Genomic DNA, 23,560 nt, shown 5'->3' on the forward strand with positions numbered 1-23,560 from the left:
TCCCGAATGTGGCTTAGCCCAGTGAATATCCCGCACCGCGTACCGTCCGCAGCGGGTCTGCGCCACCGGTACCTGTCAGGGATTTCCGCAGGCGTCCGATATGCACATCCACCGTACGCGTATCGACATAGATATCACGCCCCCAGACCCGGTCGAGCAACTGTTCCCGAGACCAAACACGCCCCGGCTTTTCCATCAAGGTGGACAACAGGCGGAATTCCGTCGGACCCAGCTTGACCTCTGCGCCGTCCCGCAACACCCGGTGGGTTTCAGCATCGAGCACGATGTCTTCGTATTCGAGGCGCAAGCCCGCCGCGGCCGGACGGGTGCGCCGAAGCTGCGCCCGCACCCGGGCCATGAGTTCTACGATAGAGTAGGGCTTGATCACATAATCATCCGCCCCGGTTTCAAGCCCCCGAACGCGGTCGACCTCTTCGGACCGAGCCGACAGCATGATGATCGGCACGTTGCGCGTGTCGGCACGGGTCTTGAGTTGGCGACACACTTCGATGCCCGAAACATTCGGAAGCATCCAATCCAGCACGATGATATCGGGTTGTTCCTCGTCAACGAGGATCAGCGCCTCTTCACCATTCTCGGCCTTTGCGACGCGGAAGCCCTCAGCTTCGAGATTGTAGCCCAGAACCTCGCGCTGCGCGGGTTCATCTTCGACGACCAGAACTGTCGGCTGGACGCTGTTCATGTCTTATGCCCCTCGGTTCGTTGCCGGAGACAGGTCAACATCGGTAGACGTCAGGTCTTCCTTCTGGCGCGGTTCTTCCGGCTTTTCGCCAGTCACAAGAAACACGACCTGTTCGGCAATAGACGTCACGTGGTCGCCCATACGTTCCACGTTCTTGGCGATGAAATGCAGGTGCATGCAGGGTGTGATGTTGCGCGGGTCTTCCAGCATGAAGGTCAGGAATTCGCGAAACAGCGTGTTGTACATCTGGTCAATGTCCACATCGCGTTCGATCACGTCGCGGGCCAGCGCATCATCACGCTGGATATAGGCATCAAGCGCATCCTTCAGCATGATCTGCACGTCGCGCGACATACGCCGCAACTGGGCGGCCGAGCCGTTGATCGCAGGCATGCTCATGAGCACCGCATTGCGCTTGGCCAGGTTCTTGGCCAGATCACCGATCCGTTCAAGATTGGCGCTCATGCGCATCACCGACAGGATCACCCGCAGGTCAATGGCGGTAGGGGCGCGCAGGGCGATGACGCGGGCGGCTTCTTCGTTGAGCAGTTCTTCCAGCTCGTCGATCACGCGGTCATTGGCGCGAACCTGTTCGGCCAGCTCCTGATCGCGGGTTTCCAGCGCCTGAGCAGCGTCAAGGATCGCCTGTTCGACCAGACCGCCCATTTTCATGATGCGGGCCTGAATGCCCTCAAGATCGCGGTCAAAGGCGCTTGAGATATGGTCTTTGGTTGGTGTCACGATCTTATCCAATCCGTCCGGTGATGTAGCTTTCGGTGCGGCTGTCTTCGGGGTTCGTGAAAATCTTCGACGTGTCGTCATATTCCACGAGATTGCCGAGGTGGAAGAACGCGGTCTTCTGACTGACCCGCGCGGCTTGTTGCATGGAGTGGGTCACGATCACCACGGCGTAGTTCTGGCGCAGCTCATCGATCAGTTCTTCGACCTGCGCTGTCGCAATCGGGTCGAGCGCCGAGCACGGTTCGTCCATCAACAGCACTTCGGGTTCGGTCGCCACGGCGCGTGCGATGCAGAGGCGCTGCTGCTGACCACCGGACAGGCCTGTGCCCGGCGCTTGCAAGCGGTCCTTGACCTCGTCCCAGATGGCGCCGCGACGCAGGGCGCGTTCGACGATATCATCCAGCTCGGCCTTGTTGCGGGCCATGCCATGGATGCGGGGGCCATAGGCGATGTTGTCGTAGATCGACTTTGGGAACGGGTTCGGCTTCTGGAACACCATGCCCACCTTGGCACGGAGCTGCACCGGATCGACCCGCTTGTCATAGATGTCGTCGCCGTCGATCAGGATATCGCCTTCAACGCGGCAGATGTCGATCGTGTCGTTCATCCGGTTCAGGCAGCGCAGGAACGTCGACTTGCCGCAACCCGAGGGGCCGATAAAAGCAGTAACCGTGTTGTTCTCGATCTCGACCGACACGTCTTTGATCGCGTGGTTGTTACCGTAATAGACCTGTACGTCTTTGGCTTTGATTTTGACGTCCGTCACGGCGGTCTCCTGTGTGTGGTGTGGTATATCGTACATGGGGCAGGGTCCAGTTTACCAGCGACGCTCAAAGCGACGGCGCAGAATGATGGCGATGATGTTCATCGTCAGCAGGAAGATGAGCAGAATGATGATCCCGCCCCAGGCTTTTTCGTAGAAGCCCGCATCGGCGCGGGCGGCCCATGTGTAGATCTGAGCGGGCATCGCAGAGTTGGGATCGATGAAACCGGACACGACACCTTCGGGATAGGCGCGGGCGATGAAACCGACCATGCCGATCAGCAGCAATGGCGCGGTTTCGCCAAGCGCTTGTGCCAGACCGATGATGGTGCCGGTCAGGATGCCCGGCGCGGCAAGCGGCAGGACGTGGTGGAACACGGTTTGCATCTTGGATGCGCCGACGCCCAAGGCCGCTTCGCGGATCGACGGCGGCACCGATTTCAGTGACGCGCGGGTCGAGATGATGATCGTCGGCAAGGTCATCAATGTCAGCACCAGACCACCGACCAGCGGGGCCGATTGGGGCAGGTGCATGAACTGGATGAATACAGCAAGGCCAAGGATACCAAAGACGATGGAGGGCACCGCAGCGAGGTTGGAAATGTTCACTTCGATCAAGTCGGTGAACCAGTTTTGCGGCGCGAATTCCTCAAGATAGATCGACGCGGCCACGCCGATGGGCAGCGACAGCGCCAGCACCACCAGCATCATGAAGAACGAACCGATCACCGACACGCCGATGCCAGCGCCACCGGGGTTGTCCACACCGGAGTCCGATCCGGTGATGAAGTTCCAGTTGAACGCGGTGATAATGATCCCGGCGTCGGCCAAGGCATCCACCAGATCAAGGTCCGTCACTTCGAGAAAGCGGCTGTCGACCACGGTGTCGCGGCTGACGCGGCCTTTAAAATAGCCGTCCACGCGCGAGGATGCAGCGAGGTTGAACGTGACCGGAGTTCCAATCTGGTCCGGGTTCTCGCGGAAATATTCACGGATCGTGCTGCCCGTCTTGCCAAGTAGGCGTTCGATAGCAGCAGGATCAAAGCTCACGTCCAGACCGCGTTCTTCAAGCTGGCTTTGCAGTGCCGCGATAAAGAAGTTCTCATACGCCTTGGTCTTGAGCATCTGGCTTTCGGCCTCGTCGAACTGCGCTTGTGTCAGCGTGAATTCGACGCGCACTTCCGCCTGTGTGAAGGCCGGTAGGCCGGAGCGCAGGATCGACACTGCCAGCACGACAAGGAAGAACAGGCCGATCATGATCGCGACCAAGCCATATGCCTTGAACCGCTTTTCGGCAGCATTGCGCTTTTTGGTGCGGGCGTCGACGGTTGTCAGGCTGCCTTTGACGGGAACATTGTCCATGCTTGCGTCGGTCATTCGTACTGCTCCCGGTATTTGCGCACGATGTAGAGCGCCAAGACATTAAGCCCGAGGGTGATGACAAAGAGCGTCATCCCAAGGGCGAAGGCCACCAGTGCTTCGGGCGATGCAAAGTCAGAGTCACCTGTCAACTGCGACACGATCTTGGCGGTGACGGTGGTCATTGCATCGAACGGGTTGAGTGACAGACGCGCGGCGGCACCTGCGCCCAGAACGACGATCATGGTTTCCCCAATGGCGCGGCTGGCGGCCAGCAGGATCGCGCCGACGATGCCGGGCAGGGCGGCTGGAATGACGACCTGGCGGATGGTTTCCGATTGTGTGGCGCCCAACCCATATGACCCGTCACGCATCGACTGGGGCACAGCGTTGATGATGTCGTCCGAAAGGGACGACACGAACGGGATCAGCATAATCCCCATAACCAGACCGGCGGTCATTACGGCAGTGCCTGCCTGCATCCAACCCAGACCGTCATCACCGAAAACCTGCACCAGAAGTGGGCCAACTGTGAGCAGGGCGAAGAGGCCGTATACGATGGTCGGAATACCGGCCAGCACTTCGAGCATGGGCTTGGCAAACGCGCGAACCCTCGAGCTTGCGTATTCGGACAGGTAGATCGCCGCGAACAAACCAATAGGAACCGCGACGACCAAAGCCACGATAGAGATGTAGAACGTACCCCAAAGCAGCGGCAGAATGCCCAGATCAGACGAACCACCACGCCCCGAAAAACTGGGTGCCCAACTGGTGCCGAAGAAAAAGTCGGAGGCAGGGTAGAGGCGGAAGAATTCGATGGTGTTGAACACCAAAGACAGAACGATGCCCAACGTGGTCAGAATGGCGATGGACGCCGCCGCGATGAGCAGGGCGCGGACACCCTGTTCGACCACGTTGCGGGCGCGGAAATCGGGTTTGGTTTCCTTGAAGCCCCAGAGCGCGCCTGCGGCGGCAATCAGCAACACCACGGCAGACATGATCTGATATCCGGCACTGTTGAGCACACGGAACTGCTGTGCAGCACGCAGAACCGGCTGTGTGATCTGCGAAGTAACAATGGCGCCAGCGTCGGACAGACGCGCTGTGACGTCCGAGATATCCGCCCGTGTGTTGCGCGCTTCGTTCTCGGTCATGCCGCCGGTGGACACTGCAAGATCCAGCCCGTCCGCCGCGCGACGCACTTCGGCAAGGATAAGTCCGCGCGATGAGCTGTCAGCGATGGCGCTTTCGGGGATCATGTCCGAGACCGCGTTGTTCACGTAAAACGGCTGCGCGAGAAGCCACAGAACCAGCACCAACAGGGCAGGGATCGCGGATTTCATCGCGGCATTGCTGCCGTAGTAGATCGGAAGAGAATGCAGGGTGCGCCGGTCCTGTCCGGCCTGTGCCATCACGCGCGCGCGGGCAAGGACAAACGCCCCGGCTGCAATTGCGAGTACGAGCAGGAAAAGCCAAAGTAATGGCATGGAGCCCCCAGTGTCGTCAGTCGATGGTCATAAGAAAAGGGAGGCGGCGTTATGTGCCGCCTCCCGTCGTTTCAGATCGTCAAACGATCACATGTCTGCGCCCATGACCTTTTCGTCAGCAACCATCTGCTGAGTCTTTGCCAGCTCGGGGTCGGATACGAGGCCATAGTTGGCGAGCGGGCCGGACGGGCCTGCCAGATCGTCGGAGATGAAGAACTGTGCGTATTCCTTGAGGCCCGGGATCACGCCGATATGGGCTTTCTTCACGTAGAAGAACAGCGGGCGGGAGACCGGATACTCACCAGAAGCGATGGTGGCAGTGGTCGGCTCAACGCCGGACATTGTGGCCACTTTCAGCTTGTCGGTGTTGTTCTCGTAGAACGCGAGGCCGAACACGCCGATGCCGTTGGTGTTGGCGTCGATACGGGCGAGGGTTTCGGTGTAGTCGCCGTCGATGTCAACCGACTTGCCGTCCTGACGCACGTCAAGGCAAGCATCTTCTGCGTCGTCTTCCGACATGCCGCCAGCGATCATGGCTTCCATTGCGCCAGTTGCTTCACAACCGATCAGCAGCACTTTTTCTTCGAACACTTCACGTGTGCCGTGCTTGGTGCCCGGAATGAACATCGCGATTTCCGCATCCGGGAAGTCGGCGTTGAATTCGGACCATGTGGTGTGCGTGTTGTCTACGATCGCGCCGTCTTTCAGAACCTTCGCGCCGATGGCGTTGAAGATGTCGGCGGGTTCGAACGCGGTGAAGGCAGGACCGGACTGCTGCGAGGCAAACACGATGCCGTCATAGCCGATGCGCACTTCGATGATGTCGGTTACGCCATTTTCGGCACAAACGGCAACTTCGCTTTCGCGGATTGCGCGGGAAGCATTTGCTACGTCGATAGTGTTTTCGCCAACGCCCTCGCAGAAGCGCTTGAGGCCCGAGGACGAACCGCCGGATTCGACAACCGGTGTCGGGAAGTCTGTGTTGTCGCCAAATGCCTCGGCCACGATGGACGCGTAGGGCAGGACGGTGGACGACCCTGCAACCTGCACGTTGTCACGCGCTGCGGCTGCTGTTGCGGAAACGGCAGCGATAGCAAGCGCCGATACAGAGAGTTTTACGGACATGATGTCAGCTCCTTGGTTGGATATCTCTCGGCCATCCCCTGATGACCGTTGGCGGTGGGTCTATTCATGTTCGGCCATGCTTTTGTGACAGTTACGTAACGGTTTTATGACACAGGTCACTGCATCAGCATAAATGGCGGCTGCGCATCCCAACACATTGTTTTATTTTGTTTAAAATTCTTTCCCTTACGCTGCGGAAGGTGAAGCCTGGGATCGAAATAAGGTTGATCGGAGGTTGGTGAACGCAGGATACCTGCCGTTTGTGTAACATCCGGCGCGACTCGGTTCCGGGGCGATTCCCGAAACACATGTGTTTGACCGGAGGGGGCTGAACGCAGGACTTATCAGGAGGTTGGTCAAAACCAGAGCTGCGCATTAAACATTAAATTTGCTATTTAACGCTTTGTTAACATGTAATTATTGTGCGTCATATCGGCACCCATGTTGCAACCAAGTAGAAATGTCACCTGGCTCGCAAAGCAGAAGTGTCACCAAGGACGATGACGGGAGCAAAGCCTGACAGGGCGGAGACCTCAGATATCGCAGCCCTGGCTGGCTTTGCGGTCTGCGATACGCTTTTGGTCTGCAAGGCTGTTCCAGCCAGTGTTCCGGCGCCCGTTCTTTTTGTAATTGTTCTTTGCGCTAACGGGTTTGACCTTCGGCGGAGACGCGGCCTTCTCCTGTTCTTTCTTGATGTGGGCCAGCACAGCGCTGAGATGTTTGTTCTCGGTGATTGCTGCGTGGGTAACCCGCTGCTGATGCGGGTCGAAGATGCTGCAGGGTAGGGCAACGCCTTTGGCACGCACCTGGATGCGCCCGTCCGGCATCTCGTAGACATCTACGTATTTGCCGACCAAGCCACGCGTCAGATCATTGACCTCCAACCGGATGCGCTTGCGGTCATACTTCAGCGTCAGGTCCTTGGTGACATAGCGTTTGTCGCGGAGACAAAAGACTTCCGCGAGGCGATCCGGCTCGATGTTCAAAGCACGATGCAGGTTGTCCGGCTTGGCTGGGGCCTTTGCAAACTTCGCGTTGTAGCGTTCAGCGAAGCCCACCAGGAATGCGTTGCCATCTTCCATGTTGGAGATACCCGCAAGGCGCAGCTCCTTGACCAACCTGTCCTGCAACGTTCGGTTCGCGCGTTCGACACGCCCTTTGGCTTGGGATGAATTGGCACAGATGATCTCGATGTTCAGCTCTGCCAAGGCACGCCCGAATTGCGTCATGCCCGTCATGTGTTCATTGGGCTTTGGTACGCGGAAGACAGTGTGCTTATCGCTGTAAAATGCGACCGGGCGACCGTGCTTCAGCAGATAGCTCTCCAGGGCTTCGAAATAACTGAACGTGCTCTCCGACGTCACAAATCGTAGTTCCATCAACGTGCTGGTCGCGTCGTCGATGAAGACGAGCAGGGTGCAGGGATCGCCCCGATCCTCGAACCACCGATGATCAGACCCATCGATCTGGATCAGCTCGCCGTAGCATTCCCGGCGCAGTCTGGGCTGATGGAATGTGCGTCGTTGTTTGCGGGATAGCCAAATCCCATCTTTAACCATCCATTTGCGAACAGTCTCACGCGAAACCTTCAACCCGTGATGTTCAGCCAGCATCTCAGTAGCCAATGTAGGCCCGAAATCCGCGTAATCCTCTTTGATAAGGCTCAGAGCGTAATCGCGCTTGGCTTGATGGATGCGGTTGTTCGGGGGTTTGCCGCGCGCCTTGTGCCGGATCGCTGACGCGCCGTCCTGACGATACCGCTTCAACAGCCGGAAAATCTGCCGACGCGTCAGGTCCAACATGCTCGCCGCATGATCGATGCTCAACCTACCATCATCGACCTGCGCCAGGACCTCCACTCGGTTCAACTCGCGCGCGCTCATAACCACCCATCCCATGTCAGTTCACCCTCAGTCATTTTTGAGGGCAGAGTGACATTCCTGAATTGCTCATGGGTGACATTTTAGCTTTGCGGCTACACACCCATAAGTCGCATAATCAGTATTATGTAATAACGATACGCATCTGTTTCTGGACAAACCCCAGTTTCGCAACTTAGAGCATACAGATGAACCTTCGGCAAAACCTCATGACACCCGAACAAAACGCAGCCCTTTTGGACCTGACGCATTCCAACAGCATCGAAGAGCTGTGGGACCTTCACTGCCGTCGCATGGCAGACTGCGGCTTTGATCGCTTGCTCTATGGCTTCACACGGTTTCGCACCGCAACTTCGCTTGGCGACCCGGATGATTTCATCGTCCTTTCGAATATCGACACAGCCTATGTGAATGCGTTCGTCAACGAAGGCATGTACCGTTCGGCGCCAATGGTGCGCTGGGCTCTGGACAATGACGGCGCGGCAAGCTGGTCGGTGCTGCAGATGATGATGCAGAGCGGAACCGTCACCGATGACGAAAAGCGTATTCTGAACTTCAATGCACAGCACAAGATCACGGCAGGCTATTCGATCAGCTTTCGCAGCCTGTCGGATCGCGCCAAAGGCGCCATTGCGCTGATTGCGCGGGACGGTCTGTCGCAAAAGGATGTAGACGCGCTGTGGGATCAATCCGGCGAACTGATCCAACTGATGAACAACATCGTGCATCTGAAGATCCTCACCCTGCCCTATACTCCGCCGAATCAATCGCTGACCAAGCGGCAGCGTGAAGCGCTGGAATGGGTCGGCGGCGGAAAGACCACGCAGGACATCGCGACCATCATGGGGCTGACGCCAGCGACCGTGGAAAAGCATCTGCGCCTTGCGCGTGAGGCGTTGAACGTCGACACCACGGCGCAAGCGGTTCTGAAAGCAGCGCTGCAAAATCAGATGTTTATCACCGACCGCTAGAGGCGTGAAAAAACTGTGAGGTCTGGAAATCCTGACTTCCTTGACCCAGCGTAACTTGGCACAGTGGTGATGTTCCGTGAGTGGTGGCAATTTTAGCCAAGGAACGCGGGACCCGCACCCATGATATTGCTTTGGCTCTGCGGGTCTCATTCGAAAGTCACTTGGTGTGTTGTGGCAAAGACCTGTCCCGGTTGATTGCCGTCACAAGCCGAGGGGCCACATCATCCCCAATATGATGTGTGTCCATTGCTCCCGCAAAAAAGCGGCGCTGTTCATTTCAACAGCGCCGCTTCCTTTTTCAGTCGTAGATCAGAGACTTAGCCTTGAGCGGCCTTTGCAACCTCGGCTGCGAAGTCTTCGACCTTTTTCTCGATGCCTTCACCAACTTCGAGGCGAACAAAACCAGTGATTTCAACACCAGCTTCTTTGGCCGCATCTTCGACGGTCAGGTCCGGGTTAACCACAAAAGCCTGACCCAGCAGTGTGACTTCGCTGAGGAACTTCTTCATGCGGCCTTCGATCATCTTTTCGATGACCTGCTCGGGCTTGCCCGACTCGCGTGCGATGTCGATCTGGATCTGACGCTCTTTCTCGATAACCGACGGATCAAGGTCAGCCGAGGACAGCGACGCCGGGTTCACGGCCGCGATGTGCATCGCAACCTGCTTGCCGAAGGCTTCGTTTTCAGCCGACAGCGCAACCAGAACACCGATCTTGCCCATGCCGTCCGCCGCAGCGTTGTGCACGTAAGACACGACCTGACCACCTTCGAGCGTGGACATGCGACGCAGCGACATGTTCTCGCCGATTGTGGCGATCTTGTCGGTGATCATGTCTTGAACGGTTTTGCCACCAACAGTTGTGGTTTTCAGATCTTCGACATCGCTTGCAGTCAGCGCGGCGCCGGAAATGGCATCGACCATCGCCTGGAATTCCGCGTTCTTGCCGACGAAATCGGTTTCCGAGTTTACTTCGACAGCAACGCCTTTGCCGCCATCGACCTTGACAGCCACAAGACCTTCGGCCGCAGTGCGGTCGGATTTCTTGGCGGCTTTGGCCAGACCCTTGGTGCGCAGCCAGTCAGCGGCGGCTTCCATGTCACCGTTGGTTTCGACAAGCGCCTTCTTTGCGTCCATCATACCTGCGCTGGTCAGTTCGCGCAGTTCCTTCACGAGTGCTGCTGTGATCGCCATCTTGGCTCTCCTCATTTCAAATTCGGGCGTGGTGGGCCGTTTGTTCAACGGCCCTGCCCTGTCATATCGATGTAACGGCGCGGTAACGCGCGTTTACGCGGTCGCGTCTTCTGCTGTGGCTTCGGCCAGCGCTTCTTCGACCGGTGCCTCTTCGAGCGCGCCAAGGTCAACACCGGCAGCACCCATCTGGGCGGTCATGCCGTCAAGCGCTGCACGGGACACGAGGTCACAGTAGAGGCTGATCGCGCGGGCGGCGTCGTCGTTGCCCGGGATGATGTAGTCTACGCCAGCAGGCGAGCAGTTGGTGTCGACAATTGCCACAACCGGGATACCCAGCTTGTTGGCTTCGGCCACGGCCAGTGCTTCTTTCTTGACGTCGATGACGAACAGCAGGTCCGGCACACCGCCCATTTCGCGGATACCGCCGAGCGACGCTTGCAGTTTGCCCTGCTCACGCTCCATGCCCAGACGCTCTTTCTTGGTCAGGCCTTCGGCGCCGTTCGCCATTTGCTCGTCAATCTGCTTGAGACGCTGGATCGACTTGGAAACGGTCTGCCAGTTTGTGAGCGTGCCGCCCAGCCAGCGATGGTTCATATAGTACTGGGCACACTTTTCAGCGGCTTCCGCGATCGGCATCTGTGCCTGACGCTTGGTGCCGACGAAGAGAATACGGCCGTTTTTCGCGACGGTTTCGCGGATCACGTTCAGTGCTGCGTCGAGCATCGGAACGGTCTGCGTGAGGTCCATGATGTGGATGCCGTTGCGCGCGCCGTAGATGAACTCGCCCATACGGGGGTTCCAACGCTGCGTCTGGTGGCCGAAGTGTACGCCTGCTTCAAGCAGTTGGCGCAATGTGAACTCTGGAAGAGCCATTGTCGTTATCCTTTCCGGTTTCAATCCTCAGCGGGGGTATCAGCCTTGTGGCCAACCGGTGGACATTTGGGGATGTCTCCCCCAAAGGCCCGACCCCGCCTGTGGTGTCAGTGGCGCGCGTATAGCGGGGGTTTGCGCGGTGCGCAAGCCCTCAGGGACCGGGCCAGCGATCAGCCTTGGGCGACGGGTTCTGGTGCTGTCCATTCCGCGATGCGTTCCGGCGTCAGCACCCTGTCACGCGTTCGGATAAACGCGCTGAGTGCCTGAGTCTGCAGGAAGTCGAGGACAGGATCGGCCATGAACTCGGTCATCCGCGCGTTCAGGGCATCCCGGTGCCGTAGGATCGAGGTGTCCTGTCCGCCATTCTTGTTCTGACGGCGATAGAATTTGGAATTGAGGAAATACTTTTCACTGACGCGACCCATGCCATCACCCCGCACGTTCTTCATCAGAAAGATGTCGTCAGAGCGGATGGCATAGTGGTTGATATAGGCGTTGTCCCAGCTCAGGTTTTCGACTGGCATCCGGTAGCGTGCCTGATGGCGGCTGAACAAGGCGCGCGGGTCACACGTGACGCCCGCACTGTTGACAAGGCACACGTCCCCGGACAGCGGCTCTTTCGGCATATGGTCGATTGCGGCACCAAAACTGCGCGGCCGAAACAGGCTTTTGTGCTGCGCGTTCGGCGCGCGAGGTCGGGCTTGCGTGGCGGTGAAAGTGTCAAGCACGCTGCCTCCGGTCCAGCGGGTCAACCCGTTGTTCCCAAAAGGCCGCCACATGAGCGCCATCACATCCGCAGATCCCGCTACAGCCAGCAGGTCGGCAATCCTGCCCTGCCCGGCCTGCACGTTCAGAAACTCGTCCGCGTCAATATGTAGAACCCAGTCAAGCTGCTGCACATCGTCCAGCGACAGGAAGTGCTGCATCGCCGATTCCTGCGGACCAAGCCCCTTGGACATGGGATTGTGCAGATGGGTGAGGACACCCATCTGCTGTAACCGTTCCAGCATCAGATCAGTGCCGTCCGTGCACGCATTGGTGTAGACAAAGATGCGGTCGAACCCCAGCAAGCTATGATATGCCACCCATTCCAGAAGGAACGGCGCTTCGTTGCGCATACAACTGACAAGCCCAGAGGTGGGCATGGTGGAACCGCCTGTCATGGTGTGACTGCCGTTATTCGACTGCTCGTTGCGTCAACGCTAGCGCAGGTCGCCCACGTGACACAACGGGCGTTCAACGCCACGGGTCGGCCTGTGACCTTTGGGCCGACCCGTCAAGCGATGATTGGAGTTACAGAAACACCCGTTCCACGAACCAATATGCACCCACCAGCGCAATGGCCGCCGACGCCGGCACCGCGACATAGCGGCGGTAGGCGTCAAGTTGATCGACCAGAGTGGCCGACACCGCGCAAAGCACGGAAAGTGCGGCAAGCGGCCAGAAGAACACCATCGCAGATGCGCCCATGATTTCTTGGAAACCGGGCGTGTTCATCGCAAAGCCCAGCCCCACAAAGATCACCGCCAGCACGGCGTAGAGCCCCTGTGCGGGGGCAACATCCGCCTCGCCGCGATCGACGCGGATCGCATACCAGACGAGGATGAAGGCAATGGCGATCACGGTCAGCTGGCCCAGTTCCACACCGACGTTGAAGCCGATCAGCGCCGGAACAACCTGCCCGTCCGGCAACCCAAACTCGCCGAGAACACTGGCAAAGCCCAAACCGTGCAGCAAACCAAAGCCGAAAATGATGAAAGGTCGCCAACGGTTCAGTTTGTCGGACACGATGTTTTCGACCGCGACATAGACGATGGAGGCCGCAATCAGGGGCTCCACGATGCTGCCCGGCACGGACACGATGCCCAGCACCGCCATGGCTAGCGTCACGGTATGCGCCAGCGTGAAGGCCGAGACCTGCCACAGCAGCGGTGTCATTCGCGTGGACAGGAAAAACAGGCCAAGCACGAAGAGGATATGGTCCAGCCCCTTGGGAAGGATGTGATCGAAGCCGACCGGGATATAGGTTGCGAAGGTCATCCAGCCGCTGGCTTCATCCCCGCCGCCAATGGCGATCGGTCCGCTGCTTTGCCCACCTTCGAGATACCCGGTGTAGGGCTCGTTTACGCCTTGCTGGCGCAGCACCAGCGCGCCATAGGCTGCGGGCCAAGTTAAGCTGAAAGTTCCCGCCCACTCTGGCATCGGACCCGAAAGAACGATTTCAGTATCGCGCGGCAATTCAACGTTTCCAACTGGGTCTATTTCGATACTTGAAACGCTTAGCTCTGCGCGCTGCTCACCTGCGATCTGAGCTTCTAGACTATCAATGAATTCTGCCATCCGCGGCTCGAGCTCGGCTCTCAGGGCATCCGGCTCGAGCGCGCGGAGGCGATCCACCTCTTCGGATGCGTCCAATGCGTCGGTGTTGTCGATCCCTTCAAGGCTGACATCAGCCACCAAGGCTTCGCCGTTCAGGGTGAGAGTGATGTCCACCTGACCTTCGGCCACTTCAAGATCACCAATCGCCGGGCGCACCTCGTGGGCGGACACCATGGCAGCCGCCATCATCAAACACAGACTGACCCAAATCGCTTTCATGACACACATCCTTTTGACCAACTGAGAAAGTTGATGCATCCACGCGTGGCTTCAAGAACAAGTTTCAAGAAACCGAACAAAAATCGGCGCTTAAAGCGCAATCATCCCATCGCGGAAGCGGCGCATATTGGCCTGATAACCAAGCGCGCTTTTGCGCAGACCTTCAATGGCCGCTTCATCAAGCGCGCGCACCACCTTGCCGGGGACACCCATGACCAAAGACCCATCGGGGATTTCTTTGCCTTCGGTGATCAAGGCCCCTGCCCCGATCAGGCAGTTGTTGCCGATCTTGGCACCATTGAGCACCGTGGCCCCCATCCCGATCAGGGAATTGTCGCCGATCGTGCAGCCATGCAGCATGACTTTGTGACCGATGGTGCAGCCTTTGCCGATGGTCAGCGGATAGCCGATATCGGTGTGAAGCACGCAGTTTTCCTGAATGTTGCTGCCTTCGCCCACGGTGATCACCTCGTTGTCGCCGCGCAACGTTGCACAGAACCAGACGCTGGCTGCGCCTTCGACGACAATGCGCCCGATCAGGTTTGCATCTGGCGCGATCCAAGTGTCTTCAGCGATTTCCGGCGCGATGCCGTCCAAAACGTAGAGCGTCATGTCAGATCCTCGAATTCCTGTTGGAGCTTGCGAACGTGATCCACCAAGCCCGGCTGCTGCAAGCGCCGCAGGCGAGTGGCTGTGACAATGGTCTTCAGGCGCTCGAAAGTCTGGTCCAGATCATCATTGATCAGCACATAGTCGTAGCTGCCCCAGTGGCTGATTTCGTCCCAGCTTTTGAGCATCCGTTTGCCGATGGTCTCGGCACTGTCCTGCCCCCGACTTTCCAGACGTCGGCGCAGTTCTTCGATCGACGGCGGGAGAATGAAGATCGACAGGGTATGTGGGCCGAGGGCCGAGTTCACGATCTGCTGCGCGCCTTGCCAGTCGATGTCGAATAACACGTCATTGCCCGCGTCGATCGCAGTCTGAACGGGCTTGCGCGGGCTGCCGTAAAAATTGCCGAAAACATGTGCATGTTCAAGCATGTCACCGTTATTCACGTCGCGTTTGAAGGCGTCTTCGCTCAGGAAATGATAATGCTCACCGTCCACTTCGCCGGGACGCGGTGCGCGGGTGGTGGCGGAGACCGAAAAGCTGAGGCTTTCGTCCCAATCCAGCAGACGCCGCGACAGGGTCGATTTTCCCGCGCCCGAAGGCGAGGACAAGATCACCAGCAATCCACGTCGGTTGATCATGGCTTACTCCACATTCTGGACCTGTTCGCGCATCTGTTCGATGACGGTTTTCAATTCGAGCCCAACCGCCGTCAGTTGCGCCGATTGAGCCTTGGAACACAGAGTGTTGGCCTCGCGGTTGAATTCCTGCATCAGGAAATCCAGCTTGCGCCCCACAGCGCCGCCGGCCCCAAGAAGGGATCGCGCCGCATCGACATGGGTGCGCAGCCGGTCGATTTCTTCGGTCACGTCAGCTTTGACGGCGATCAATGCCAGTTCCTGAGCGATACGCTGTTCGTCAACGCTGTCGTGCGCGTCTATCACACGCGCCATAGCGGCGCGCATCCGGTCCGCCTGTTCGTCTTTTCGGGCTTCAGCGACAGTATCGGCTTGCGATACCAGTGCCGCGATCTGGTCCACCTGCCCATTCAGCACATCCTCAAGCGCCGCCCCTTCGGAGTTCCGGGAGGCGATAAAACTGTCGAGAACAGGGGCGAAATCCGCAACCAGTGCAGCACGCACTTCCGCTGGGTCGGATTGCTGATGCGCAGTGTCCATGACGCCGCGCACCGTAATCAAATCGGCGGCGGATGACGCAGTCAACGATAAGCCCCGCGCCATCGCCTCGGCCTCGATCCGCATCATCGCGGTCAAGACGCGGTCAAGCTGCGCCTCGTTCAGTTCCTGTGCAGGTTCGGTGCCGCTGGATTGCAGCCGGAGCGAGACCGTCACGCTGCCCCGTGCCACGCGTTTGGTGACCAGCGCGCGAAGCGTCTGTTCCAGACCGTCGACCCAATCCGGCACCCGCACCCGGATGTCGAGGCCGCGTGCGTTCACGCTGCGCAGATCCCAAGTCCAGGTGAGGCCCAATGCCTCTCCCTGCCCCGACGCAAAACCCGTCATGGATTGACGCATGTCTTTGTCCTCGTTCCCCCGATGTCAGGCGTTGGGTTACGCTGTGCGCCGATATGATGCAAGCCGATGGCGGGCCGTGAGAAGTTAACCATTTGTTAAGATCCAAGACCAAATTGCGGCTGAAATATGGTACGCCTTGGGTCGACACTTGGGATGGGACGGCACGCAATGATCATCATGTCGATGACACACCATGCATTGACCAGGCACGGGGCGCGTGCACTTGACATACTGGACGCCTATTGGACAGGCCTCGCCGTGCAGGGAGATCTGCCGCTTTGGTCTGATGTCGATCCCGGTCAGTTTCAGGACGCCCTGGATCACGCTTTTCTGGCCAAGCGCTTTGGACGCTCTCATGCCCGCATCCGCGTGGCAGGTGGCGCGGTGGAGGACCTGTCAGGCCAACGCTGCAACGGTCTGCCGCTGAGCCTGCTGATCCGGAACGCGGATCGCGCCACGTTCAACGATGCGCTGACCACCTGTTGCGACACCCGCCGCGCGGTTGAAGTGGCGCTGACATCCAGAACCGACGCAGCCACCAAAACCGTGGCGGCGCGTTTGATGCTTTACCCACTGAAAGACACAGGTGGGCGTGTCACGCAATTCCTCGGCGGACTGGCTTTGACGGGCGAAGCGATTGAACAGCCCGGCCAGTTTGGCGTGGCAACGATCACCTTCCGCCCTGCCCCGACACGTCGCCCGCATCTGCGGCTTGTCGTCGACAACCAATGAACATGTGAAACCTTGCGGAGCTGACATTCGCACTTTGTATCGAAGCAAAAACACACCAGAAGTTCCGAACGCAATGTCGGGTTCGAACCCAAAATGACGGAAGCTACTGAACGGACAAATGTCTAGCTCTGATGGATCTATGGGAAAAGCTCAATTTGCGATTTTGCAATTCGCTGGTTCAGTGCCATCAATAGTTACTACTGGCACCGTGTATTCATGTAAATATTTACCATGACCTGCGGCAGCACAATGATAGCCTCGCAGGCTTTGCTTTAAAGGCTCATTTGAGCGTCAAATGAACAAAAATTATGTTGTTATGAATGCAAAGATTGCTTCCAACTAATGCCGTTGTGACGATGAACAAAGTCTAATCAAAATCCTTTAAGTATCAGAATTTGAAAGCAATTTTACACGGGCTACGTCGACTTGGTATTTCTTTTGCCAAGCATTAACCATATCATTTGCACCGTCGAGGCGTATTTTGACATCGTCGTTAACTTGCGTGCGTACCTCTTTTTCCTGATCCTTCATCCGCTCGTAAGCATCTTCTCCAATGGGTTTGCCTATTGCCGGGTACTTGATGGAGGCTCCGCCAACCGCTTGCCCATCTAAAAGCAGCCTATATGTAACGACGACAATTTCGTTAGCTGGGGGATAATACGAGTAACTTTGTGTAACTGTAACACGCTGATCTGCCTCACGAAGAAGTGCTTCGCGCACACGACTATAGTGCGCTAAAGCAGCAGGTATGATGTTGTTTGTAATTACTTTCTGATTGTCTTTGTGTATATACTCTGCCCGAGCCTCATAGACTGCAATGAACAACGTTGCGGCATAGACGTAATGTTCAATAGCTGCCTTCCCAATTTCGCTGTAAGCATTCGTGAGAAGCCTTGCGTCCCGTGCTGCTTCGTCTAGCAAGTCAGTTTGGGCATCTGGAGCAGTACCAAAGGCATCCATCGTGTCGGCTAAGCTCATTAAAGCAACTAAAGCATCTCTATTTCGTTCTCCATCAAGCAAATCTTTAATGTCTATTTTTAACTGCTCTCCAAATTTCTTTAGGGCTTCATCAAGAATTCGTTTCATCTCTCCGGCGGTTAATCCACCACTCGACCCAAAAACATCTCCAAATAATCCCTTGAAGACGGCTGCACCGGCCTTCTCTCCAAATTTTTTTGCCCCCGCCTTTAGGGCTATCTTGAGCAATCCTGCAGCTGTTACTGGCACGTTTAGTCTTCCCCATCATTATAGATAGCGAGCGTTACATAGCTATTATCGAAAATCCATCTTTTTTTCGAACGGTATTGAATTTCCTCCAAAATTAGCCGCTTGCAAAGGTAAAGCTTTTTTTTGGTCTGCTATCGAAATGAAAACGAATTTTGGTTCGATCAAAGAAACGTCTAAGCAATCATTCGCAAAGCAGCAATGAGAGAGTGCTTTGCCCGCGAAGCAGGCAAAATACACACATGCTCCCGAAGATATCTTCCAGAAGTTTTTGTTTACACATCCCTGCTCTAGGAGACTGACCTCGCTAGAGCGGATGCAGTATGAGACGCAAAGGGCGGCCCCGCAGAGCCGCCCACTTGTCACATTCGAAAGTTTGTTCAGCCCGCCTTGGTGGCGACCTGTGCTTCGCGACGTGATGTCAGCTCTTCGGCCACAAGGAACGCCAGTTCAAGCGACTGAGAGGCGTTAAGACGCGGATCGCAGGCTGTGTGGTAGCGGTCGCTCAGGTTTTCCTCGCTCACCGCCCGGACACCTCCGGTGCATTCGGTCACATCTTGACCGGTCATCTCGAAATGCACGCCACCGGGAACCGTGCCTTCTGCGTTATGGATGGCGAAGAACTCGCGCACTTCGCGCAGCACCAGATCGAACGGACGGGTCTTGTAGCCGGTGGACGACTTGATGGTGTTGCCATGCATCGGATCGCAAACCCAAGTGACGTTTGCACCCTCTTCGGCCACGGCCTTGATCAGGCGCGGCAGATGTTCGCCCACCTTGCCTGCACCAAAGCGCGCGATCAGGGTCAGCTTGCCCGCTTCGTTTTCCGGGTTCAGCTTGGACATCAGCACCTTGAGATCTTCTGCGGTGGTCGTGGGACCACACTTGAGACCCACCGGGTTCAGCACGCCGCGTGCGAATTCCACATGCGCGCCGTCCGGCTGACGGGTGCGGTCACCGATCCAGATCATGTGACCCGAGCCAGCCAGCCATTTTCCAGAGGTCGAATCCTGACGGGTCAGAGCCTCTTCGTATTCCAGCAGCAGTGATTCATGGCTGGTGTAAAAATCGACAGTCGCCAAAGTGTGCGCCCGATCACTATCGACCCCTGCGGCCCGCATGAAATCCAGCGTATCGCTGATGCGGTTCGCCATATCGCGGTACTTTTCAGATTCCTCACGGTCGGTGAAGCCAAGTGTCCACTGGTGCACCTGATGCACGTCGGCATAGCCGCCGGTTGAAAAGGCGCGCAGCAGGTTCAGCGTTGCTGCCGCCTGCGTATAGGCTTGCAGCATCTTGGCTGGATCAGGAATGCGCGCCTCGGGCGTGAACGCCAGCTCGTTGATGATGTCACCCCGGTAGCTGGGCAGTTCCAGACCATCCACCACCTCGGTCGGCGCAGAACGCGGTTTGGCGAACTGGCCCGCCATGCGGCCGACCTTGACCACGGGCACCTTGGCACCAAAAGTCAGAACCATTGCCATCTGCAACATCACCTTGAAGGTGTCGCGGATCGCATTTGCGCTGAACTGGTCAAATGCCTCGGCGCAATCTCCGCCCTGAAGCAAAAACGCATCGCCGCGCGACGCCGCACCCAGAGCTTTTTTCAGCTTCCGCGCTTCGCCCGCAAATACGAGCGGCGGATACTTCGACAGCTGGGCCTCGACAGCCTCAAGCTTTGCCTCATCCGTATAGTCAGGCATCTGCACCCGCGGTTTCGCGCGCCAGCCTGATTTTTGCCACTCGGTCATCGTCTCTACTCCGGTCAATCCAAGTAAGTTAGCGTTAGCGGCCCCGCTATACAGAAACCGCCCCGGTCTGACCAGCAAGGAATCGTCCCCGAACGCTTGACCCCGGGCGTCACTTCTGACCTTGTGACCTGCAACGTGCCGCAGAGCACTGCCGAAGGTCCAGAATTTCATGTTACCGACACGCCAGACCGTTGAACTTGATCACGTCCCAAGCCGGCCGCGCCGATTTGTCTTTGTATTGCTGCCCGAATTTACCATGCTGTGTTTCGCGGCAGCCGTGGAGTCGTTGCGGATCGCAAACCGGATGGCGAACCGCAAACTTTACGATTGGACCATTATCGGTGAAGGCGGAGAAGAAATCACCTGTTCGGCGGGTGTGTCGTTCCGACTGGATTCTGACCTCATCGAAATGAACCGTGACGATGTCGTCATCGTATGCGGTGGGATCGACGTACAAAAAGCCACCACCAAGCGTGTCATCAACTGGCTGCGCCGCGAAGCCCGGCGCGGGTTGTCGATCGGTGGTCTGTGCACCGCCGCCTACTCTCTGGCTCTGGCCGGGTTGCTGGACGGCAAACGCGCGACGATCCATTGGGAAAATCAGGACAGCTTTACCGAGGAATTCCCCGAAGTGACACTGACCAAGTCGATCTTCGTGGTCGATGGCAGCCGCATCACCACCGCAGGCGGCACAGCGTCGGTGGACCTGATGCTCAAGATTATTGCCGACGATCACGGCGAAGAACTTGCAGGTGCTGTGGCCGATCAGCTGATCTACAACTCGATCCGTACCGATCAGGATACCCAACGTCTGTCCGTGCCGACCCGCATAGGCGTGCGCCACCCAAAACTGTCCAAAGTCATCCAGATGATGGAGCAGAACATCGAAGAGCCGATCAGCCCGTCGGTTCTGGCGCAGCAGGTCGGGATGTCGACACGTCAGTTGGAGCGTCTGTTCCGCCGCTACCTCAGCCGCAGCCCCAAGCGCTATTACATGGAACTGCGACTGCAAAAGGCGCGCAACCTGCTGATGCAAACGGACATGAGCGTGATCAACGTCGCGCTTGCCTGCGGGTTTGCATCGCCGTCGCATTTCTCGAAATGCTACCGGGCACATTACGAAACAACGCCCTACCGCGAACGTGGGGCGCATGCGTCGCGGCTGTCCGTCTGACGCATCGGATCTGACACTGACGAGACAATCACCGCGGCAAAGCAGCGCGGCACATCAGTGCCGTTCCGACTGCTGCGGGTAGCTCTTCCAACCACATGTGAAATATCTGTGGATAACGCTGACCCAAGGTCAATTTGCCATATCCCTAGGCAGCACCGCCCATTATTCTACCAGATGTAGTTGTTTGTTATCGATTTGGGAGGTGTAATATGAATTCGGCTGATATGGTTTGGATTCTGGTCGCTACGACACTCGTTTTCTTCATGGCCATTCCGGGGTTAACGCTGTTTTACGGCGGAATGGTGCGCGCACGAAATGTCGTCAACATGTTCATGCAATGCTTTGCAACGGCCTGCCTTATGGTGGTCTTGTGGTATGTTGCGGGCTATTCCATCGCTTATGGCGACGGCAACGGCTATTGGGGCGGCTTTGGTAAGCTGTTCCTGAATGGAGTGACGCTTGACACGATGGTCGGCACCTTGCCGGAGATCCTGTTTTTTGCGTTCCAGATGACATTTGCGATCATCACGCCGGTTATCATTCTCGGCGCTTGCGCCGAACGGGTGAAATTCGGTTTCGTTTTGCTGTTCTCAGGTCTCTGGATGCTTCTGGTCTACGCGCCTGTGGCCCATTGGGTGTGGGGTGGCGGATTTTTGTCGGATGGCGGCATTTTCGGCGACCTGGGCGTGCGTGATTACGCGGGAGGATTGGTCGTGCATCAAACCGCCGGATTGGCCGCGCTGGTTCTTGCCATCGTCATCGGGCCCCGGCTCAACACCAACAGCAACCCGCATAGCCCGGGTCTCGTGATGATGGGGGCTGCAATGCTGTGGGTTGGATGGCTTGGCTTCAACGGAGGCTCGGCGCTTGCTGCGGATCCGACAGCGGCCATGGCACTGACAGTGACCCTTATCGCTGGTGCCGCATCATCACTGTCATGGCTTGCTTGGGAATATGTGAAATTCGGCAAGTTCACACTGGTTGGAATGGTCACGGGCACCCTGTCCGGTCTTGCCGCAATTACCCCGGCCGCCGGGTTTGTCGATCCGGCCTATGCCTTGCTGATCGGAGCGATCGCCGGGATGATGTGCCAAGAAGCGGTCTATCTGTTGCGTCGGTTCGGTATCGACGACACGCTGGATGTGTTCGCTGTCCATGGTGTTGGTGGTGTCTACGGGTCGATGATGATCGCTCCCTTGGGCATTGCGAATTGGACGGCTCAGATCGGCGGTATCGCCATTGTTGGAGCCTATACGATCTGCGTCACACTGGTTCTGATCTTCTTTTGCAAAGGAGTGGTTGGCATCCGCGTGTCCGAAGAACATGAGAACTCGGGGCTCGACAAAGTGCTGCACGGTCAACGCGGATACGAGCTGCTGACCTGACAGGCTCACAAGAGGCATGGGCTGCAGAGGCCAGCCCATGCCTCTCTGCAGGCCCCGGCAAACGCGGTTGTGGCGCGCGCCTTGGGCGATCCGGTTGCTGCGGCAGCCTTATCTTTCGGGATCGGCTTCATCATTTTGACTGTCATCGCCGTCCTACGCGGAGCAGAGACACCAAATTTCAGCGCCCTGAACTCGATCCCGTAGTGGGCGCTTTCCGACGGCGCATTTGGGCGCACTTTGGGTGCTTGCTGCGATCCTCGCAGTGCCGCGTTTGGGCGTTGTGACGATGTTTTCAGTCATGATCCTTGGACAACTCATCGCGGCACTGATGATCGATGCGGTCGGTGGGTTTGGTCTGCAACCCCGCAACCTCGACCCGGCGTGCCTGTTGGCGGTGGGTCTGGTTGGGGCTGGGGTCGTGCTGTCCAACCAGTAGCTCCACGCTTTTCGTCGACGCATGTCCCAGCACTCCAATTGCAAGTCAGTATCAACCGCAAATTCAGAGGGTTGAGCGGTCCGCCATCCCCCTGTAAAGCGCCCCCATCCAAAGGGGAACGCCATGTCCACCGCGCTCAAACTCGCTGTAGGAAGCCTGCTGGTGGGAGTCATTGTGCTTGGGCTCAAGACGCTGGCATGGTGGATCACCGGGTCTGTGGCGCTCTTGTCCGACGCGTTGGAAAGCACGGTCAACCTGACCACTGCCTTTGCGGCGTTGATCGCCATCCGTGTGGCGCAGCGCCCTGCGGATGCAAATCACCCGTTCGGACATCACAAGGCCGAGTTCTTCAGCGCCGTCTTGGAGGGGGTTATGATTATCATCGCGGCCCTGTTTATCCTGCGCGAAGCCTATGCGGGCTTCTTGTCCCCGCGCGCGCTTGATGCCCCGATCGAAGGGCTTTTGATCAATGGTGCAGCCACCGCGCTGAACGCGATTTGGGCCATGGTGCTGGTGCGTCAGGGACGACGGTTGAAATCCCCTGCCCTTGTCGCAGACGGCAAACATCTATGGACAGATGTGCTGACCTCGGTCGGTGTCGCCGTGGGGGTGTTGGCCGCCTTCGCCACCGGCTGGTGGCTGTTCGACCCGATCATGGCCGCGCTTGTGGCAGTCAACATCCTGTGGTCAGGCTCGCGGGTGGTGAAAGAGTCGCTGAGCGGCCTGATGGACGAGGCGGTGCCCGAAACCACGTTGGCGCGGATCCGCGAGGCGATCTCGGACAAGGCCCATGGCGCGGTCGAGGCGCATGATCTGCGCACACGGCATGCCGGAAAGGTGACCTTTGTCGAGTTTCACCTTGTGGTGCCGGGAGACATGACCGTGTTCGACGCACACGAGATTTGCGACCGGATCGAAGCAGCGATCGGCAAGGCCGTGCCCGACAGCCGGGTGACCATCCATGTCGAGCCGGAGCACAAACAGAAACACACTGGAATTGTCGTGCTTGATTGACACAGGC

At 57.7% G+C, this 23,560-nt stretch carries 23 protein-coding genes; 7 read left to right on the forward strand and 16 right to left on the reverse strand.

What is annotated here, in order from left to right; genetic code table 11:
- Nucleotides 1–13: 13 nt before the first annotated feature.
- The 7 genes from phoB to MCRY_RS13705 all read right to left on the reverse strand — a co-directional run bounded on the left by phoB (nucleotide 14) and on the right by MCRY_RS13705 (nucleotide 8,076).
- Nucleotides 14–703: a phosphate regulon transcriptional regulator PhoB gene (gene phoB, locus MCRY_RS13675; RefSeq protein ID WP_085630796.1), complete on the reverse strand. Its 690-nt coding sequence runs from the start codon at nucleotides 701–703 to the stop codon at nucleotides 14–16.
- 3 nt (nucleotides 704–706) lie between these two features.
- The gene (phoU, locus tag MCRY_RS13680; protein WP_244897914.1) at nucleotides 707–1,444 is read right to left on the reverse strand and encodes a phosphate signaling complex protein PhoU; all 738 of its coding nucleotides are present in this window, start codon (nucleotides 1,442–1,444) and stop codon (nucleotides 707–709) included.
- 4 nt (nucleotides 1,445–1,448) lie between these two features.
- Nucleotides 1,449–2,246 (reverse strand): phosphate ABC transporter ATP-binding protein PstB, encoded by a 798-nt coding sequence (pstB, locus tag MCRY_RS13685; protein ID WP_085630800.1) that lies wholly within the window; start codon nucleotides 2,244–2,246, stop codon nucleotides 1,449–1,451.
- A gap of 15 nt (nucleotides 2,247–2,261) precedes the next feature.
- A complete protein-coding gene (gene pstA / locus MCRY_RS13690) occupies nucleotides 2,262–3,584 on the reverse strand; it encodes a phosphate ABC transporter permease PstA (RefSeq protein ID WP_085630801.1) in 1,323 nt (440 codons plus the stop codon).
- Nucleotides 3,581–5,053: a phosphate ABC transporter permease subunit PstC gene (gene pstC, locus MCRY_RS13695; protein ID WP_085630803.1), complete on the reverse strand. Its 1,473-nt coding sequence runs from the start codon at nucleotides 5,051–5,053 to the stop codon at nucleotides 3,581–3,583. Before pstC ends, pstA begins: the two co-directional genes overlap by 4 nt.
- A gap of 87 nt (nucleotides 5,054–5,140) precedes the next feature.
- The gene (locus tag MCRY_RS13700) at nucleotides 5,141–6,181 is read right to left on the reverse strand and encodes a substrate-binding domain-containing protein (protein WP_085630805.1); all 1,041 of its coding nucleotides are present in this window, start codon (nucleotides 6,179–6,181) and stop codon (nucleotides 5,141–5,143) included.
- 530 nt (nucleotides 6,182–6,711) lie between these two features.
- Entirely contained in the window at nucleotides 6,712–8,076 is a 1,365-nt protein-coding gene (locus MCRY_RS13705) for an ISNCY family transposase (RefSeq protein WP_085630807.1), read from the reverse strand.
- A gap of 170 nt (nucleotides 8,077–8,246) precedes the next feature.
- Between MCRY_RS13705 and MCRY_RS13710 the strand changes: the two genes are divergently transcribed.
- Nucleotides 8,247–9,029 (forward strand): LuxR family transcriptional regulator, encoded by a 783-nt coding sequence (locus MCRY_RS13710; protein WP_238939840.1) that lies wholly within the window; start codon nucleotides 8,247–8,249, stop codon nucleotides 9,027–9,029.
- A gap of 317 nt (nucleotides 9,030–9,346) precedes the next feature.
- On the opposite strand, the gene tsf is transcribed toward MCRY_RS13710, so the two are convergent.
- The 7 genes from tsf to MCRY_RS13745 all read right to left on the reverse strand — a co-directional run bounded on the left by tsf (nucleotide 9,347) and on the right by MCRY_RS13745 (nucleotide 15,837).
- Nucleotides 9,347–10,222 carry a translation elongation factor Ts gene (gene tsf / locus MCRY_RS13715; RefSeq protein ID WP_085630809.1) on the reverse strand — a complete coding sequence of 292 codons (876 nt, stop codon included), beginning with the start codon at nucleotides 10,220–10,222 and terminating at the stop codon, nucleotides 9,347–9,349.
- A 93-nt stretch (nucleotides 10,223–10,315) separates the two neighbouring features.
- Nucleotides 10,316–11,095 carry a 30S ribosomal protein S2 gene (gene rpsB, locus MCRY_RS13720; RefSeq protein WP_085630811.1) on the reverse strand — a complete coding sequence of 260 codons (780 nt, stop codon included), beginning with the start codon at nucleotides 11,093–11,095 and terminating at the stop codon, nucleotides 10,316–10,318.
- Nucleotides 11,096–11,265: 170 nt separating this feature from the next.
- Nucleotides 11,266–12,258 (reverse strand): glycosyltransferase family 2 protein, encoded by a 993-nt coding sequence (locus MCRY_RS13725; protein ID WP_085630813.1) that lies wholly within the window; start codon nucleotides 12,256–12,258, stop codon nucleotides 11,266–11,268.
- A 130-nt stretch (nucleotides 12,259–12,388) separates the two neighbouring features.
- Complete coding sequence (locus MCRY_RS13730; protein ID WP_238939490.1) at nucleotides 12,389–13,693, reverse strand: HupE/UreJ family protein; 1,305 nt, start codon at nucleotides 13,691–13,693, stop codon at nucleotides 12,389–12,391.
- Nucleotides 13,694–13,783: 90 nt separating this feature from the next.
- A complete protein-coding gene (locus MCRY_RS13735; RefSeq protein ID WP_085630814.1) occupies nucleotides 13,784–14,305 on the reverse strand; it encodes a gamma carbonic anhydrase family protein in 522 nt (173 codons plus the stop codon).
- Nucleotides 14,302–14,943 (reverse strand): guanylate kinase, encoded by a 642-nt coding sequence (gmk, locus tag MCRY_RS13740; RefSeq protein ID WP_085630816.1) that lies wholly within the window; start codon nucleotides 14,941–14,943, stop codon nucleotides 14,302–14,304. Before gmk ends, MCRY_RS13735 begins: the two co-directional genes overlap by 4 nt.
- A gap of 3 nt (nucleotides 14,944–14,946) precedes the next feature.
- The gene (locus MCRY_RS13745; RefSeq protein WP_085630818.1) at nucleotides 14,947–15,837 is read right to left on the reverse strand and encodes a YicC/YloC family endoribonuclease; all 891 of its coding nucleotides are present in this window, start codon (nucleotides 15,835–15,837) and stop codon (nucleotides 14,947–14,949) included.
- A gap of 168 nt (nucleotides 15,838–16,005) precedes the next feature.
- On the opposite strand from MCRY_RS13745, the gene MCRY_RS13750 reads away from it, so the two are divergent.
- Nucleotides 16,006–16,569 carry a PAS domain-containing protein gene (locus tag MCRY_RS13750; protein WP_176234511.1) on the forward strand — a complete coding sequence of 188 codons (564 nt, stop codon included), beginning with the start codon at nucleotides 16,006–16,008 and terminating at the stop codon, nucleotides 16,567–16,569.
- 381 nt (nucleotides 16,570–16,950) lie between these two features.
- On the opposite strand, the gene MCRY_RS13755 is transcribed toward MCRY_RS13750, so the two are convergent.
- Together MCRY_RS13755 and MCRY_RS13760 are read right to left on the reverse strand one after the other, a co-directional pair.
- A complete protein-coding gene (locus tag MCRY_RS13755; protein ID WP_138488168.1) occupies nucleotides 16,951–17,796 on the reverse strand; it encodes a hypothetical protein in 846 nt (281 codons plus the stop codon).
- A 377-nt stretch (nucleotides 17,797–18,173) separates the two neighbouring features.
- Nucleotides 18,174–19,544 (reverse strand): class II 3-deoxy-7-phosphoheptulonate synthase, encoded by a 1,371-nt coding sequence (locus tag MCRY_RS13760; RefSeq protein WP_085630824.1) that lies wholly within the window; start codon nucleotides 19,542–19,544, stop codon nucleotides 18,174–18,176.
- A 169-nt stretch (nucleotides 19,545–19,713) separates the two neighbouring features.
- Here MCRY_RS13760 and MCRY_RS13765 point away from each other — a divergent pair, with 169 nt between their 5' ends.
- The 5 genes from MCRY_RS13765 to MCRY_RS13780 all read left to right on the forward strand — a co-directional run bounded on the left by MCRY_RS13765 (nucleotide 19,714) and on the right by MCRY_RS13780 (nucleotide 23,553).
- Nucleotides 19,714–20,718: a GlxA family transcriptional regulator gene (locus MCRY_RS13765; RefSeq protein ID WP_085630826.1), complete on the forward strand. Its 1,005-nt coding sequence runs from the start codon at nucleotides 19,714–19,716 to the stop codon at nucleotides 20,716–20,718.
- Between the two features lie 209 nt (nucleotides 20,719–20,927).
- Nucleotides 20,928–22,103 carry an ammonium transporter gene (locus MCRY_RS13770; RefSeq protein WP_085630828.1) on the forward strand — a complete coding sequence of 392 codons (1,176 nt, stop codon included), beginning with the start codon at nucleotides 20,928–20,930 and terminating at the stop codon, nucleotides 22,101–22,103.
- Nucleotides 22,104–22,172: 69 nt separating this feature from the next.
- Nucleotides 22,173–22,307: a DMT family transporter gene (locus MCRY_RS23520; protein ID WP_280523427.1), complete on the forward strand. Its 135-nt coding sequence runs from the start codon at nucleotides 22,173–22,175 to the stop codon at nucleotides 22,305–22,307.
- 22 nt (nucleotides 22,308–22,329) lie between these two features.
- On the forward strand, nucleotides 22,330–22,539 hold the full coding sequence (locus MCRY_RS23525) for a DMT family transporter (protein WP_275296616.1): 210 nt from the start codon (nucleotides 22,330–22,332) through the stop codon (nucleotides 22,537–22,539).
- 123 nt (nucleotides 22,540–22,662) lie between these two features.
- A complete protein-coding gene (locus MCRY_RS13780; RefSeq protein WP_085630830.1) occupies nucleotides 22,663–23,553 on the forward strand; it encodes a cation diffusion facilitator family transporter in 891 nt (296 codons plus the stop codon).
- Nucleotides 23,554–23,560: the final 7 nt, after the last annotated feature.

The organism is Marivita cryptomonadis (assembly GCF_002115725.1).
In the GTDB taxonomy this organism is placed as follows: Bacteria; Pseudomonadota; Alphaproteobacteria; order Rhodobacterales; family Rhodobacteraceae; genus Marivita; species Marivita cryptomonadis.